The 16,223-nt window shown below is 73.0% G+C and carries 12 protein-coding genes; 11 read left to right on the forward strand and 1 reads right to left on the reverse strand.

What is annotated here, in order from left to right; genetic code table 11:
* The first annotated feature begins 9 nt into the window (after positions 1-9).
* From ACWGJO_RS07500 to ACWGJO_RS07510, 3 genes are read left to right on the forward strand one after another with little or no spacing between them, the layout of a single operon-like run.
* Positions 10-1,410, forward strand: a complete 1,401-nt coding sequence (locus ACWGJO_RS07500; protein WP_452182591.1) for a lysine N(6)-hydroxylase/L-ornithine N(5)-oxygenase family protein — start codon at positions 10-12, stop codon at positions 1,408-1,410.
* On the forward strand, positions 1,388-3,211 hold the full coding sequence (locus tag ACWGJO_RS07505) for an IucA/IucC family protein (protein WP_452182592.1): 1,824 nt from the start codon (positions 1,388-1,390) through the stop codon (positions 3,209-3,211). The genes ACWGJO_RS07500 and ACWGJO_RS07505 overlap by 23 nt, the downstream gene beginning before the upstream one ends.
* 12 nt (positions 3,212-3,223) lie before the next feature.
* A complete protein-coding gene (locus ACWGJO_RS07510; protein ID WP_452182593.1) occupies positions 3,224-5,338 on the forward strand; it encodes an ATP-dependent DNA helicase in 2,115 nt (704 codons plus the stop codon).
* A gap of 198 nt (positions 5,339-5,536) precedes the next feature.
* Here the strand turns inward: ACWGJO_RS07510 and lexA are convergent, their stop codons facing one another.
* Complete coding sequence (lexA, locus tag ACWGJO_RS07515) at positions 5,537-6,199, reverse strand: transcriptional repressor LexA (protein WP_359907136.1); 663 nt, start codon at positions 6,197-6,199, stop codon at positions 5,537-5,539.
* A 574-nt stretch (positions 6,200-6,773) separates the two neighbouring features.
* Here lexA and nrdR point away from each other — a divergent pair.
* The 8 genes from nrdR to ACWGJO_RS07555 all read left to right on the forward strand — a co-directional run bounded on the left by nrdR (position 6,774) and on the right by ACWGJO_RS07555 (position 16,216).
* Positions 6,774-7,274 carry a transcriptional regulator NrdR gene (gene nrdR, locus ACWGJO_RS07520; protein ID WP_359907050.1) on the forward strand — a complete coding sequence of 167 codons (501 nt, stop codon included), beginning with the start codon at positions 6,774-6,776 and terminating at the stop codon, positions 7,272-7,274.
* 207 nt (positions 7,275-7,481) lie between these two features.
* Positions 7,482-10,373: a vitamin B12-dependent ribonucleotide reductase gene (locus tag ACWGJO_RS07525; RefSeq protein WP_452182594.1), complete on the forward strand. Its 2,892-nt coding sequence runs from the start codon at positions 7,482-7,484 to the stop codon at positions 10,371-10,373.
* A gap of 170 nt (positions 10,374-10,543) precedes the next feature.
* Positions 10,544-11,308 carry an SDR family oxidoreductase gene (locus tag ACWGJO_RS07530; RefSeq protein WP_452182596.1) on the forward strand — a complete coding sequence of 255 codons (765 nt, stop codon included), beginning with the start codon at positions 10,544-10,546 and terminating at the stop codon, positions 11,306-11,308.
* A 284-nt stretch (positions 11,309-11,592) separates the two neighbouring features.
* Complete coding sequence (locus tag ACWGJO_RS07535) at positions 11,593-13,353, forward strand: ATP-binding protein (protein ID WP_452182597.1); 1,761 nt, start codon at positions 11,593-11,595, stop codon at positions 13,351-13,353.
* A complete protein-coding gene (locus ACWGJO_RS07540; protein WP_387694086.1) occupies positions 13,353-13,790 on the forward strand; it encodes a roadblock/LC7 domain-containing protein in 438 nt (145 codons plus the stop codon). The genes ACWGJO_RS07535 and ACWGJO_RS07540 overlap by 1 nt, the downstream gene beginning before the upstream one ends.
* Positions 13,787-14,155: a DUF742 domain-containing protein gene (locus ACWGJO_RS07545; protein WP_359907038.1), complete on the forward strand. Its 369-nt coding sequence runs from the start codon at positions 13,787-13,789 to the stop codon at positions 14,153-14,155. The genes ACWGJO_RS07540 and ACWGJO_RS07545 overlap by 4 nt, the downstream gene beginning before the upstream one ends.
* Positions 14,156-14,318: 163 nt before the next feature.
* A complete protein-coding gene (locus ACWGJO_RS07550) occupies positions 14,319-14,975 on the forward strand; it encodes a GTP-binding protein (RefSeq protein WP_452182616.1) in 657 nt (218 codons plus the stop codon).
* Positions 14,972-16,216, forward strand: a complete 1,245-nt coding sequence (locus tag ACWGJO_RS07555) for a cytochrome P450 (protein WP_452182598.1) — start codon at positions 14,972-14,974, stop codon at positions 16,214-16,216. The genes ACWGJO_RS07550 and ACWGJO_RS07555 overlap by 4 nt, the downstream gene beginning before the upstream one ends.
* Positions 16,217-16,223: the final 7 nt, after the last annotated feature.

Genomic DNA, 16,223 nt, shown 5'->3' on the forward strand with positions numbered 1-16,223 from the left:
GAAACCCCTGTGGACACCTCGACACCCCCCGCGTACGACCTGCTCGGCGTCGGCATCGGCCCGTTCAACCTCTCGCTCGCCGCGCTCGCCGAGCCCGTCCCCGGCCTGCGCACCCTCTTCTGCGACCAGCGCCCGGAGTTCCGCTGGCACCACGGGATGCTGGTGGACGGGGCCCGGATGCAGGTGCCGTTCCTCGCCGACCTGGTCTCCCTGGTCGACCCGACCAGCCCGTGGTCCTTCCTCAACTACCTGCGCGACCAGGACCGGCTCTTCCCGTTCTACTTCGCCGAGCGCTTCCAGCTGCCGCGCCGCGAGTACGACCACTACTGCCGCTGGGCCGCCGAACGGCTGGCCGGCTGCCGCTTCGGCACCGAGGTCACCGCCCTGCACTGGGACGCGCCCTGGTACCGCGCCGAGCTGACCGACACCGCGACCGGACGGCGCTCCGAGGTCAGGGCCCGCAACCTCGCCCTCGGCGTCGGCACCCGGCCGGTCCTCCCCGAGGCCTTCGCCGCGCTGGCCGGCCACCCGCGCGCCTTCCACTCCGCCGAGTACCTGGACCGCCGTGCCGACCTGGCCGGCGCCCGGGACATCACCGTGATCGGCAGCGGACAGTCCGGCGCCGAGGTCTTCCTCGACCTGCTCCGGCGCCACGAGGGCGACGGCGTCCGGCTGCGCTGGCTCACCCGCACCAGGGCGCTCGCCCCCATGGAGTACTCCAAGCTCGGCCTGGAGCACTTCACCCCCGACTACACCCGCTACTTCCACGGCCTGCCCGCCCCCGTCCGGGACGCGCTGGTCGCCGCCCAGTGGCAGCTGCACAAGGCCGCCAGCACCGAGACCCTCGCCGAGATCCACGACCACCTCTACGAGCGCACCATCGGCCGCCCGATCGACACCGCCCCGGTCGAGATCACCCCCGGCATCGCCGTCACCGCCGCCCGACCGGGCCCCTGCGGCGGCCTCGAACTGCACTGCCGGCACACCGACTCCGGCGCCGATCACCTGCTGCGCACCGACGCCCTCGTGCTCGCCACCGGCTACCGGGCGGCCCGCCCGGCCGCCCTCGAACCGCTCGCCGAGCTCATCGACTGGGACGAGGCCGGGCGCTACCGGGTCGACCTGGACCACCGGGTCGCCACCCGCCCCGAACTCACCGGCGGGCTGTACGTCCAGAACGCCGAACTGCACACCCACGGCGTCGGCACCCCCGACCTCGGACTCGGCGCCCACCGGGCCGCCGTGATCCTCAACGCCGTCACCGGGCGCACCGTCCACCGGCTGCCCGACCGCACCGCCTGGACCGGCTTCGCACCGCCCGTACCCGCCCCCGACCCCGCGTCCCACCACCGGACCCCCGTCGTCCCCCGCCCCCAGGAGTTGACCCGTGCCGCAACCGTCGGCCGCTGAACCGCCGCTCCACCTGCCCCCGCACCTCACCGCCGGGCACTGGCAGCAGGCCGGCCGCGCCCTGCTGGCCAAGATGCTGGGCGAGTTCGCCTACGAGGACCTGCTCCGGCCCGTCCCCGGCGAGGCGCCCGGCGAGTACCGGCTGGAGCTGCCCGAGGCCGAGTACCGCTTCACCGCCCGGCGCGGCGCCTACGACAGCTGGCAGGTCGACCCCGAGTCCGTCCGCTGCACCCGCCCGGACGGCCTGGACCCGCTGCGCTTCCTCCCGTACGCCCGGCAGACCCTCGGCATGCGCGGCGAGACCACCGGCCACCTGATCCGCGAGCTCTGCGCCACCCTGACCGCCGACGCCCGCCAGCTCGCCACCGCGCTGACCGCAGCCGAACTCGCCGACCTCGACCACGCCGCCCTGGAGGGCTGGCAGACCGGCCACCCCTGGATCGTGCCCAACAAGGGCCGGATCGGCTTCTCCGGCACCGACGCCGCCCGCTGGGCCCCGGAGGCCCGCAGCCCCCGCCCGCTGCCCTGGATCGCCGTCCACCGCCGGCTCGCCGAGTACCGCGGGGTGCCCGGCCTGGAACGGCCCGAGCAGCTGTACGCCCGCGAGCTGGACGACGTCGACGCGCTGCGCGCCGCGCTCGGCCCGGACGCCGGGGACTACCTGCTGCTGCCCGTCCACCCCTGGCAGTGGGACGAGACGATCCTGCCGCTGTTCGCCCCCTGGATCGCCTCCGGCGAGATCGTCCCGCTGCCCTCGGACGGCGACCCACGGCTGCCCCAGCAGTCCATCCGCTCCTTCTTCAACACCGCCCACCCCGAGCGCTGCACCGTCAAGCTGCCGCTGTCCGTCCTGAACACCCTGGTCTGGCGCGGCCTGCCGGTCGAGCGCACGCTGGCCGCGCCCGCCGTCACCGCCTGGCTGCTCGGGCTGCGCGACGCCGACCCGTACCTGCGCGACGAGTGCCGGGTGGTCCTGCTCGGCGAGATCGCCTCCGTCACCGTCGACCACCCGCTCTACCGCGAGCTGCCCGAGGCGCCGTACCAGTACAAGGAGCTGCTCGGCGCGATCTGGCGCCAGCCGCTCGGCCCCTTCCTGGACGGCGGCGAGCGGGCCCGCACCCTGGCCGCGCTGCTGCAGACCGGCTCCGACGGGCGGGCGCTCGCCGCCGAGCTGATCGACCGCTCCGGCCTGCTCCCCGGCGACTGGACCGCCCGGCTGTTCGCCGCGACGATGCCGCCGCTGCTGCACTTCCTCTACCGCTACGGGCTGGTCTTCTCCCCGCACGGCGAGAACGCCATCGTGGTCTTCGGCCCGTCCGATGTGCCGGTCCGGCTCGCGGTCAAGGACTTCGTGGACGACGTCAACCTCAGCGCGCAGAGCCTGCCCGAACTGCACGCACTGCCCGCCGAGGTCGCCGAGGTGCTGCTGCGGGAGAGCCCGCAGGGACTCTGCCAGTTCATCCACTCCGGGCTCTTCATCGGCGTCTTCCGCTACCTCGCCCCGCTGCTGGAGGCGCAGACCGGACTGCCCGAGACCGAGTTCTGGGCGCTGCTGCGCGCCGAGGTGCTGCGCTACCAGGACCGCTTCCCCGAGCTGGGCGAGCGATTCGAGCTGTTCGACCTGTTTCGCCCCCGGATCGACCGGCTCTGCCTCAACCGCAACCGGCTGCTGCTGGACGGCTACCAGGACCGCCCGCACCGCCCGCACGCCGCCCGGCACGGGACCGTGCCGAACGCGCTGGTCGCGGTGGACGTGCGACTGCCCGGGCAGCGGGACCGGATTGTCACCCCCGCCCCGTAGGGTGGGAGGGTCATGACGAACGACTCCGAACCCCAGCCCGCGACGGCCCTCGGCGACGAGGCCGAGGAAGCCGTCGCCGTCCCGCGCTCGCGGATCCCCGAACTGCTGCACGCCGCGGTGGCGGCCGTCGGCGGTGCGGAGCGCCCCGGTCAGGTCCGGATGGCCGAGGCCGTCGCCGACGCCGTCGACCACGGTGAGCACCTGCTCGTCCAGGCCGGCACCGGCACCGGGAAGTCCCTGGCCTACCTGGTGCCCGCACTCGCCCACGGCGACCGCGTGGTCGTCGCCACGGCCACCCTGGCGCTGCAACGCCAGCTGGTGGAACGGGACTTGCCGCGCACCGTCGAGGCGATGCACCCCGTGCTGCGCCGCCGGCCGCTGTTCGCGATGCTCAAGGGCCGCTCCAACTACCTGTGCCTGCACCGGGCCAACGAGGGCACCCCGAGCGAAGAGGGCGAGGGCCTGTTCGACCCGGTGGACGCGCTCGGCGGGCCCACCGGGAAGCTCGGCAAGGACGTGCTGCGGCTGCGCGACTGGGCCGACGAGACGGACACCGGGGACCGCGACGACCTCAGCCCCGGCGTCTCCGACAAGGCCTGGGCCCAGCTGTCGGTCACCTCCAAGGAGTGCCTCGGCGCCACCCGCTGCCCGTACGGGCAGGAGTGCTTCGCGGAGAAGGCGCGGGAGCGGGCCAAGCTGGCGGACGTCGTGGTCACCAACCACGCGATGCTCGCGATCGACGCGATCGAGGGCGCGCCGGTGCTGCCCGAGCACGGGCTGCTGATCGTGGACGAGGCGCACGAGCTGGTCAACCGGGTCACCGGCGCGGCCACCGCCGAGCTGACCGTCGGCGCGGTCAACCGGGCGGTCAAGCGGGCCGCGCGGTTGGCCAACGAGAAGGCGGTCGACGCGCTCCAGGCCGCCGCCGAGAACTACCACGGCCTGATGGAGACCGCCCAGCCCGGCCGGGTCGAGGAACTGCCCGAGTACCTGGCGTACGCGGTCACCGCGATCCGGGACGCCTCCCGCCAGGTGATCACCTCGCTGGGCGAGACCAGGGACAAGGGGCTCAGCGACGAGGACGCCGTCCGCAAGCAGGCGATGGCCTCGGCCGAGGCGCTGCACGAGACGGCCGAGCGGCTGCTGGAGGACTCCGAGTACGACGTGGTCTGGATCGAGCGCAGCGACCGTTACGGGCTGGGCACCGCCTCGCTGCGGGTCGCCCCGCTGAGCGTCTCCGGGCTGCTGCGCGAGGGGCTGTACAAGGAGCGCTCGGTCGTCCTCACCTCGGCCACGCTCAAGCTCGGCGGGGACTTCAACGGCGTCGCCGCCTCCGTCGGCCTGCCCTCCGAGACGCGGCTGCCGGACGTCCGCACCGCCGGGGACAACCCGGAGTCCGGCCCGGCCTTCGGCGAGGACGCGGTGCCGCACTGGCGAGGGATCGACGTCGGCTCGCCGTTCAAGTACCCCAAGCAGGGCATCCTGTACGTCGCCAAGCACCTCGCCGACCCTGGGCGCGACCCCGAACGGCCGGACATGCTGGACGAGTTGGCCGAGCTGATCGGTGCGGCTGGCGGGCGGACGCTGGGGCTGTTCTCCTCGATGCGGGGCGCCCAGACGGCCGCCGAGGCGATGCGCGAGCGGTTGGACCAGCGCGTCCTGCTGCAGGGCGAGGACACCCTGGGCGAGCTGATCCGGGAGTTCGCCTCGGACGCCACCACCTGCCTGTTCGGCACGCTCTCGCTCTGGCAGGGCGTGGACGTGCCCGGCTCGGCCTGCCAGTTGGTCGTGATGGACCGGATCCCGTTCCCCCGGCCGGACGACCCGCTGATGAGCGCCCGCCAGAAGGACGTCGAGCAGCGCGGCGGGAACGGCTTCATGGCCGTCGCGGCGACGCACGCGGCGCTGCTGATGGCGCAGGGCGCGGGCCGGCTGGTGCGCGCGGCCGACGACCGGGGCGTGGTCGCGGTGCTGGACCCGCGGGTTGAGACCAAGCGGTACGGGAGCTTCTTCCGGTCCTCGATGCCCGAGTTCTGGTACACCACGGACCGCAACCAGGTGCGCCGCTCGCTGGCGGCGATCGACGCCTCGGCAGCGCCGGTGCGGCCGGTGGTGAAGCGGGGCTGAGGGCGCCGGCCCTCGGTCCCGGCGTTCCGGGCCCGGGGGCCGAGGGGGCCGAGGGGGGCCGGGGCTCACGAGCTCCGGGGTTGCGGGTTGCCGGGATCGCGCGTCCCGGGGCCGGGGCCTTCCGGGCCGCAATGCCGGAGGGGCTCCCCGCACGAGCGGTGGAGCCCCTTCCCGGTGCCGTCGGTCGCGGCACAGGAGTCAGAGGCGTCGCAGGACCGCGACGACCTTGCCCAGGATGGTCGCGTTGTCGCCGTTGATCGGCTCGTACGCCGAGTTGTGCGGCATCAGCCAGATCCGGCCGTCCTCGCGCTTGAGCCGCTTGACGGTGGCCTCGCCGTCGATCATCGCGGCCACGATGTCGCCGTTCTCGGCGACCGGCTGGCGGCGTACGGTGACCCAGTCGCCGTCGCAGATGGCGGCCTCGATCATCGAGTCGCCGCGCACGGTGAGCGCGAAGAGCTCGCCCTCGCCGACCAGCTGGCGGGGCAGCGGGAAGACGTCCTCGACCGTCTGCTCGGCCAGGATCGGCCCGCCGGCGGCGATCCTGCCGACCAGCGGGACGTAGGAGGTGGACGGGCGGCCGGCCGTCTCGGCGGTGTTCGGGCGTGCCACCTCGACGCCGCGGACCTCGTAGGCGCGCGGGCGGTGCGGGTCCCGGCGCAGGAAGCCCTTGCGTTCCAGGGCCATCAGCTGGTGGGCCACCGAGGAGGTGCTGGACAGGCCGACGGCCTGGCCGATCTCGCGCATGGACGGCGGGTAGCCGCGGCGCTGGACGGAATCCCGGATGACCTCGATCACCCGGCGCTGGCGCTCGGTGAGACCGGCCTCGTCGGTGCGGATCCCGGGGGGGCGGCCGGGCATCGCGCGGGCGGGGGAGGGATGGCCGTCGTCCAGGGCGGCGGAGTGTTCGATCGGCTGGTCCGGAACGCGGGCCGTTCCGGACAGGGCCGCGCCGGGGAGACGGTGGTCTTCGCTACGGTCCATGCTGATGTCCAGACCCTGTTGATTCGTGGTGCGCTGCCCCACCTTGAACTGGGAGTGTTCCTGCACCGGGATGGTGTTGCTTTCGATCGTGTTCACGGCGGCCCCTCTCGACGGCTGTCCTCTCCCCTTTTCCAGCCCAACGCGCCTCCTATCGAAAGGTTGCGCCAAACACACGTTCGAGTGAATTATTCGGGAGTTGACTGACTCGATCAAGGCTTTGTTGTACATCGAGTAAATGTTCGAGCAGAACTCGACTCCGGCAGTCTAATCGGCGCCGTCGCGGCATCGACACGCCATGGTGCTCACCTCCCCCGGACTCCTAGATGTAGTGGCTACAGTCATCATCCGTGCCCAGTACTAGTGGTCGCCCCGCATGATCGGCTTGCCCAGGCCGGGGGCACATCGCATAGACTCAAGAGGTCCGAACGTTCTGCCAGGGAGGGATCCCGAGGTGCACTGCCCCTTCTGCCGGCACTCCGACAGCCGTGTTGTCGACAGCCGGACCACCGAGGACGGCAGCTGCATCCGCCGCCGTCGGCAGTGCCCGGACTGCGGCCGCCGCTTCACCACGGTGGAGACGGCCGCACTGATGGTCATCAAGCGCAGCGGCGTCACCGAGCCGTTCTCCCGGCAGAAGGTCATCACCGGCGTCCGCAAGGCCTGCCAGGGCCGCCCGGTCACCGAGGACGCGCTGGCCCAGCTCGGGCAGCGGGTCGAGGAGTGCGTGCGTGCCAGCGGCAACGCCGAGCTGACCACCCACGACGTGGGGCTGGCCATACTCGGCCCGCTCAAGGAGCTCGACGTGGTCGCCTACCTGCGCTTCGCCTCCGTGTACCAGGCGTACGACGGACTTGAGGACTTCGAGGCCGCCATCGCGGAACTCCGCGTCGAACGGCCCCGCGCCCCCGAGGCGGACGACACCCCCGTGTCCGTCTCCGCCGCCGCGCCCTAGCGGGCGCCGGCACCGGGTCCCGGGCGGGCCCCGTCGCACCACCATGGCCCCGCAGGGCCCACGCGTGCCCGAAAACGGGGCGCAGAACACTACAAACCGTGCGTAAGCAGGCAAGGTCTCCGCCTGCCCGCACACCGGAAGAACGAACCAGCAGTGCCCGGACTTTTCAGGGCACTTCGGGCGTTTGCCCAGGAGGAGGAGCGAGAAGTGACAGACACCACGAGCGGTTCCGCGCGCGGGTCGAAGTCCGAGAAGGCCGCGGTCAAGGGCGCCAAGGCGCCGAAGGGCGGCCTCCCGATGGAGCGCATCTACACCACTCCTGGCGTGCACCCGTACGACGAGGTCCGCTGGGAGCGGCGTGACGTCGTCATGACCAACTGGCGCGACGGCTCGATCAACTTCGAGCAGCGCGGCGTCGAGTTCCCCGACTTCTGGTCGGTCAACGCCGTCAACATCGTCACGTCCAAGTACTTCCGCGGCGCCGTCGGCACCCCGCAGCGCGAGTGGAGCCTGAAGCAGATCATCGACCGCGTGGTGCTCACCTACCGCGCCGCCGGTGAGAAGCACGGCTACTTCGCCACCAAGGACGACGCCGAGATCTTCGAACACGAGCTGACGCACGCCCTCCTCCACCAGGTGTTCAGCTTCAACTCGCCGGTCTGGTTCAACGTCGGCACCAAGCAGCCCCAGCAGGTCAGCGCCTGCTTCATCCTGTCCGTCGACGACTCCATGGAGTCGATCCTCGACTGGTACAAGGAAGAGGGCATGATCTTCAAGGGCGGCTCCGGCGCCGGCCTCAACCTCTCCCGGATCCGCTCCTCCAAGGAACTGCTCTCCTCCGGCGGCAACGCCTCCGGCCCGGTCTCCTTCATGCGCGGCGCCGACGCCTCGGCCGGCACCATCAAGTCCGGCGGCGCCACCCGCCGCGCGGCCAAGATGGTCGTCCTCGACGTGGACCACCCGGACGTCGAGGCCTTCATCGAGACCAAGGTGAAGGAGGAGGAGAAGATCCGCGCCCTGCGCGACGCGGGCTTCGACATGGACCTCGGCGGGGACGACATCGCCTCCGTCCAGTACCAGAACGCCAACAACTCGGTCCGCGTCAACGACGAATTCATGACCGCCGTCGAGAACGGCACCGAATTCGGCCTGCGCGCCCGGATGACCGGCGAGGTCATCGAGACCGTCGACGCGAAGAAGCTGTTCCGCAGGATGGCCGAGGCCGCCTGGGCCTGCGCCGACCCCGGAATCCAGTACGACACCACCATCAACCACTGGCACACCTGCCCGGAGTCCGGCCGCATCAACGCGTCCAACCCCTGCTCCGAGTACATGCACCTGGACAACTCCAGCTGCAACCTCGCCTCGCTGAACCTGATGAAGTTCCTGCGCGACGACGACTCGTTCGACGCGGCGACCTTCGCCAAGGTCGTCGAGCTGGTCATCACCGCGATGGACATCTCCATCTGCTTCGCGGACTTCCCCACCGAGAAGATCGGCGAGACCACCCGCGCCTACCGCCAGCTCGGCATCGGCTACGCCAACCTCGGCGCCCTGCTGATGGCCACCGGCCACGCCTACGACAGCGAGGGCGGCCGCGCCCTGGCCGGCGCCATCACCTCGCTGATGACCGGCACCGCCTACCGCCGCGGCGCCGAACTCGCCGGTGTGGTCGGCCCGTACGACGGCTACGCCCGCAACGCGGCCCCGCACCAGCAGGTCATGAAGCAGCACGCCGACGCCTCGCTGGACGCCGTCTCCCACGACGACCTGGACGCCCCGGTCTGGCTGGCCGCCAACAAGACCTGGCAGGACGTGCTGCGCGTCGGTGCGCAGAACGGCTTCCGCAACGCCCAGGCCTCGGTGCTCGCCCCGACCGGCACCATCGGCCTGATGATGGACTGCGACACCACCGGCGTCGAGCCCGACCTGGCCCTGGTCAAGTTCAAGAAGCTGGTCGGCGGCGGCTCGATGCAGATCGTCAACGGCACCGTCCCGCGCGCCCTCAAGCGCCTCGGCTACCAGGACGAGCAGATCGAGGCGGTCGTCGCCCACATCACCGAGCACGGCAACGTGGTGGACGCGCCGGGCCTGAAGGCCGAGCACTACGAGGTGTTCGACTGCGCCATGGGCGAACGCTCCATCTCGCCGATGGGCCACGTGCGGATGATGGCCGCGATCCAGCCCTGGATCTCCGGCGCCATCTCCAAGACCGTGAACATGCCGGCCGCCGCGACCGTCGAGGACGTCGAGGAGATCTACTTCGAGGCGTGGAAGACGGGCGTCAAGGCGCTCGCCATCTACCGCGAAAACTCGAAGGTCGGCCAGCCGCTCTCGGCCAAGAAGAAGGACGCCGAGGAGAAGGCCGCGCAGGCCGAGGCCCCCGCCGCGGTCGAGAAGGTGGTCGAGTACCGCCCGGTCCGCAAGCGTCTGCCCAAGGGCCGCCCGGGCATCACCACCTCCTTCACGGTCGGTGGCGCCGAGGGCTACATGACCGCCAACTCCTACCCGGACGACGGTCTGGGCGAGGTCTTCCTGAAGATGTCCAAGCAGGGCTCGACCCTCGCGGGCATGATGGACGCCTTCTCCATCGCCGTCTCGGTCGGCCTCCAGTACGGCGTGCCGCTGGAGACCTACGTCTCGAAGTTCACCAACATGCGCTTCGAGCCGGCCGGCCTGACCGACGACCCGGACGTGCGGATGGCGCAGTCGATCGTCGACTACATCTTCCGCCGCCTGGCGCTCGACTTCCTGCCGTTCGAGACCCGCTCGGCGCTCGGCATCCACTCCGTCGAGGAGCGCCAGCGCCACCTGGAGACGGGCTCGTACGAGCCGCTGGAGGCCGAGGAGCTCGACACCGAGTCGCTCGCCCAGTCCGCCCCGGTCGCCGCCAGGCCGGCTGCGGCCGCGATCCCGGCCCCGGCCGTCGAGGCGCCCAAGGCGGCCCCGAAGCAGGCCCACAACTCCACGGAGCTGATGGAGATCCAGCTCGGCCTCAACGCCGACGCCCCGCTCTGCTTCTCCTGCGGCACCAAGATGCGCCGCGCCGGCAGCTGCTACCTCTGCGAGGGCTGCGGCTCCACCAGCGGCTGCAGCTGATCACGCTCGACCCCGGTTTCACCCGATGAGGTGAAAACCTGAGGCGGGGCGAGGACTTCACGGTCCTCGCCCCGCCTTTTTCGTGTTCCCGGGACTGCCGATGTCACGTTCGGGGGTGGTGTCCGGTCCGTAGGGGGTGACGGGTTCTGCCGAGAAGGAGTGGTGCGGCGATGGGAACGATGCTGGTGACCGGGGCGACGGGGACGCTCGGGCGGGAGGTGGTGCGGCTGCTGGTGGCGCGCGGGGTGGTGGTGCGGGGGCTGAGCCGGCGGGCGCGGGACGGGGGCGACGGGGTCGAGTGGGTGGTCGGCGATCTGGTGAGCGGCGCCGGGATCGCGGAGGCGACGGCCGGGGTCGAGGTGGTGGTGGACTGCGCGACCACCCAGAAGAAGGAGGACCTGGCCGGGGTCCGGACGCTGGTGGCGCGGGCCCGGGAGGCCGGGGTGCGGCACCTGGTGTACGTGTCGATCGTCGGGATCGACCGGGTGCCGATCGCGTACTACACCACGAAGCTCGCCTGTGAGCGGGTGGTGCGGGAGTCGGGGCTGGGCTGGACGGTGCTGCGGGCGACGCAGTTCCACGACCTGGTGCTGAGGTTCTTCGACGCCTCCGTCAAGCTGCCGGTCTTCCCGGTGCTGAGCGGGACGGCGTGCCAGCCGGTGGACGTGCGGGAGGTGGCGGCGGCCGTCGCGGACCTGGTGGGGGAGGAACCGGCCGGCTTCGCGCCGGAGGTGGGCGGCCCGCAGGTGCGGTCGTACCGGGAGCTGGCCGAGGCCTACCTGCGGGCGGCGGGCAGGCGCCGGCTGCTGCTGACGCTGCGCGTGCCGGGTGCGGCCGGCCGCGGGTTTCGGGCGGGCGGCAACCTGACGCCGGACCGGGCGGTGGGCCGGGGGACCTTCGAGGAGGCGCTGGAACGACGGTTCGGCGGCCGATAGGGCCGGCCACCGGGGTGTGAACCGTGGCACGCGAGTGGGCGTCGGCAGTGTCGCAGTGTGGTGTGGACGGTGTGAAAGCAGGAGATTGGCCGTCAACTGGCCACTTGAGGCCTATGTCTGAATCGATATGATCGGCCGAAAGCGTGAACCGATCAGACGCCCGGAGACGTTTCATGACGTCGCCGGGCGGTCCGGTATGCGCCCGACCCAGCCGTCGGCGGCCGCGACCGTCGCCGACCCGCCGCCCGCGCCGCCGCCCGCCGACGTTGCCGAGGACCGCACCGATGAGAGAAGCCACCAGCCCCGACGGCCGATCGCGCCGACGGCCCGCGCCGCGCACCGTCGCTCTGACCGCGGCCGCCGTGCTGCTGGCGCTGGTCGCCGCGCCGGTCGGCGTTGTCCGGGCGTTCGGCGCGCACCAGCCGCTCACCGCCCTCGCGGTGGTTGCCGTCACGGTGCTCTGGCTGATCGCCGTCGGCCTCGCCTCGACCGGTGCGGAGCGCGCCCGCGGGCTGACCGAGGAACTGGCCACTCAGCACGAGGAGACCCGGGCCGCGCTGGTCGCCGCGGGCACGGCCCGGCAGGCCGAGACGGCCGCCGCCGACCGTACCGCCGCCGCGCTCGCCGAGCGGGACGCCGCCCGCGCCGAGCAGGCCCGCGCCGAGACGGACGTCACCGCCGCGCACACCGAACTGGCCCGGCTGCGGGCCGAACTGGACGCCGAGCGGGCCGGGGCACAGACGGAGCGGGACCGGGCCGAGTCGGAACGCGCCGAGCTGGCCCGGATCGTCGAGGGCGTGCTGCCCGAGGTGGTGGCGAAGCTGCGGGCCGGCGCCGCGGTGGACAGCGCGCTGGCCGTCCACCGCAAGCACCCCCAGTACGCGCTGCTGCGCGCCGTCAGCGAGGAGATCGGCCGCGGCGAGCGGCTGCGGGCAGCCGCCCTGGCCGTCTGCGCGACCGCCGCCGGGCGGGTCCAGGCGCTGGCCACGAGCATGCACGCCGAGCTGCGCGAGATGCAGCACCGGCACGACGAGGAGGTCCTCGGCGACCTGCTGAGCCTGGACCACTCGACCGCCCAGGCGGGCCGGATGGCCGACAGCATCGCGGTGCTCACCGGCGCTCGCTCGGGCCGCCGCTGGGCCAAGCCGATCGCGGTGGAGTCGGTGCTGCGCGGCGCGCTCGGCCGGATCGGCGCCTACCAGCGGGTGCGGCTGCACAACGCCAGCACCGCCGCGGTCGCCGGGTACGCGGCCGAGGGCGTGATGCACGCGCTGGCCGAACTGCTGGACAACGCCACCAACTTCTCCGCCCCGCCGGCCGAGGTGCACGTCTACGTCGAGGAGGTGCCGGCCGGGCTGGTGGTCACCGTCGAGGACAGCGGGCTGGGGCTGAGCGACAGCTGGCTGCGCCGGGCCGAGCGGGCCGTCTGCGCCGAGCCGCTGGACCTCACCACGCTCTCCGCCGGTACCCGGCTGGGGCTCGCGGTGGTCGGCGTGCTGGCGCGCAAGCACGGGCTGCAGATCTCCTTCCGGCCGTCGGCGCGCGGCGGCACCGGCGTGGTGATGCTGATCCCGCCGCGGCTCGTCACGCACCCGGTGCCGACCGCCGCCCCGGCGCCCGTCCAGGCGTCCGCCCCGGCGCAGAAGCCGCCGGTGGAGACCGCGCGCCCCGCGCTCACCTCGGCGCGCCCCGCACCCGTCTCCCTGCCTCCGGCGCCCTCCGCGCAGCGGACCCCGGCCGGGACACCGACCGCCACCGGGACGCAGACGCCCACCGCGCCCGCCCTGCCGGCCGCGCCCGCCCGGATGACCGACAGCGGCCTGCCGCAGCGCCGGCGCGGACAGACGCTGGCGACCAGCGCCCCCGCGACGGCCCGGACCGCGAAGGCCGTGAGCACCGACGCGGTCGGCGCGGCCGCCCGGTTCGGCGCGTTCCGCCGGGCCGCCGCCCGTCCCGCGGGGGCCGAGCAGCCCTCCGCCGGGGCGCCGACCACGGATCCCGACACCATGCCCGACGCTTCCCCCGTCACCGAGAAGGACACCTGATGAGCAGTGCCACCGACCGCGACCTCGACTGGCTGTTGGAGAACCTGCTGGCGGCGACCCCCGGCACCCGGCACGCCCTGGTCCTCTCCGCCGACGGCCTCAAGCTCTGCCACACCGCCGGGCTGAGCACCGACCAGGCCGACCAGCTGGCCGCCATCGCCTCCGGCCTGCAGAGCCTGGCACATGGCGCCTCCATCGAGTTCGGCGACGGCAGCGGCGGTGTGCGGCAGTCGATGACCGAGTTCCACGGCGGCATCCTGTGCATCGTGGCAGCCGGTGAGGGCGCGCACCTCGCGGTGGTCACGGACGACGACGCGGACGTCGGCGTGATCGGCCACAACATGCACGGCCTGATCGAGCAGATCGGGGTCCACCTCAGCGCGCCCGCCCGGGAGGCGGAGGGCGAGGCCGCCGCGCAAGAGAGCGCCGGCATATGACTGCCGGGCCGGTGCTGCCGGGCCGTGACGACGACCCGGACCGCCTCTACACCATCACCCGGGGCCGAAGCCGGGCGCCGGAGAACGCCTTCGACCTCGTCACCCTGATCGTCGCCGAGCGGCAGCCGGCGCCCGGGATGCAGTCGGAGCACGCCCGGATCCTGCGGATGTGCGAGGCCCCGACCGCCGTCGTGGAGGTGGCGGCGGAGTTGGCGCTGCCCGTCTCGGTGGTGAAGATCCTGCTCGGCGACCTGCTGGAGTCCGGGGCGGTCACCGCCCGCCATCCCCGGTTCGCGCCGAACAAGGCCCGGCTGCCCGACCTCGACACGCTGAAGCAGGTGCTGCATGGCCTCCAACGGCTCTGATGCGTGGGACGCCGCTGCCGACACCGACACCGACACCGACACCGACACCGACGCCGACGCCGACGCCGTTGCCGTTGCCGTTGCCGTTGCCGTTGCCGCTGCCGCTGCCGCTGCCGCTGCCGCTGCTGACGCCGGCGTCCGGCCCGCTGGTGCGCGCACCCCGCTGCGGGCGACGGCCGACAACGCGCTGAAGATCGTCGTGGTCGGCGGCTTCGGGGTGGGCAAGACCACCCTGGTCGGCTCGGTCAGTGAGATCCGCCCGCTGAACACCGAAGAGGTGATGACCAGGGCGGGCGAGGGCATCGACCCGGCCGGCGCCTGGGGCAAGCGCTCCACCACGGTCGCCTTCGACTTCGGCCGGATCACCCTCTCCGAGCGCCAGGTGCTGTACCTGTTCGGCGCGCCCGGCCAGGAGCGCTTCTGGTTCCTCTGGGACCGGCTGTTCAGCGGCGCCCTGGGCGCGGTCGTCCTGGTGGACACCCGGCGGCTGGAGGACTCCTGGTACGCGATCGACCGGCTGGAGCACCACGGCACGCCGTTCATCGTGGCCCGCAACAACTTCGGCGAGCCCGGCCACACTCTGGAGCAGGTCCGTGAGGCGCTGGACCTGCCGGCCGGGGTACCGCTGGTGGACTGCGACGCGCGCGACCGCGAGTCCGGCAAGCAGGTGCTGATCGCCCTGGTCCACCACCTGGCCGCCCTGGCCGGGGCCGACGAGGGGTTCCTGACCGGCGGGGCCGCTCGGGCCGTTGCCGCCGGGGCCGAGGAGCCCGCCCGGGCAGGGTCCCGCACCGTGATCTACGAGGAGAGCACCCCGTGACCGAGCCCGCCGCCACCCCGCCCCCGGGCTGCCCGGCGCACGCCGGCGCCACGCCGCTGTACGGGCCGCGCTTCCAGACCGACCCGTCCCAGCTCTACCGCGAGCTGCGCGCCGCGCACGGCCCGGTCGCCCCGGTCGAGCTGGCCGGCGGCGTGCCAGCCTGGCTGGTCATCGGCTACCGCGAGCTCCAGCAGGTGACCGGCCGGCCGCAGCTGTTCGGCCGTGACTCCAGCCGCTGGCACGCCTGGGAGACGCTGCCCGCCGACTGGTCGCTGAAGCCGATGATGGCGCCCGTGCCGTCGATCCTCTACGCCGAGGGCGAGGAGCACGTCCGGCGTTCGCGCGCGGTCACCGACGCGCTGGCCGGGATCGACCCGTACGAGCTGCGCAAGCACGCCGAGGAGATCGCCGACCGGCTGATCGACGAGTTCGCCGGGCGCGGCGAGGCCGATCTGGTCGCCGAGTACGCGCACCGGATGCCGCTGCTGGTGCTGTGCCGGGTGCTCGGCCTGGACGAGGAGCAGGCGCCGCAGCTGATCGCGGCGCTGCTGGCGATGCTGGACGGCGGCCCGGACGCGCCGGCCGGCGCCCAGCGGCTCCTGGAGCTGATGCTCGCGCTGGTCGAGGAGAAGGCGGAGTACCCCGGCGCCGACATCGCCTCGCGGATGCTGGCGCACCCGGCCGGGCTGACCCACGACGAGGTGACGCGCGACCTGCGGGTGCTGCTGATCGCCGGCCACCAGCCGAGCTCGTACTGGATCTCCAACGCGCTGCGGCTGATGCTCACAGACGAGCGGTTCGCCGCCTCGCTGGCCGGCGGCCGGCGCAGCATCAGCCAGGCGTTGAACGAGGCGCTCTGGGAGGACACCCCGACCCAGATCTTCGCCGGCCGCTGGGCGGTCCGTGACACCCAGCTGGGCGGCCAGCGGATCGCCGAGGGGGACATGGTCCTGCTGGGCTTCGCCGGGGCCAACGCCGATCCGGCGGTCCGGCAGCCGGACGGCCGCCCGGCGGAGGGGAACCGGGCGCACATGAGCTACTCGTACGGCGAGCACGGCTGCCCGTTCCCGGCGCAGGAGGCGGCCGAGGTGATCGCCACCACCGCGATCGAGGTGCTGCTCGACCGGCTGCCGGACCTTCGGCTGGCGGTGGCCGAGCACGCGCTGGTGTGGCGGCCGTCGGCCTGGGTGCGGGGGCTGGTGGCGCTGCCGGTCTCGTTCACCCCGGGCCACCCGGCCTGATCATTCA

This window comes from Kitasatospora sp. NPDC054795 (assembly GCF_053611565.1).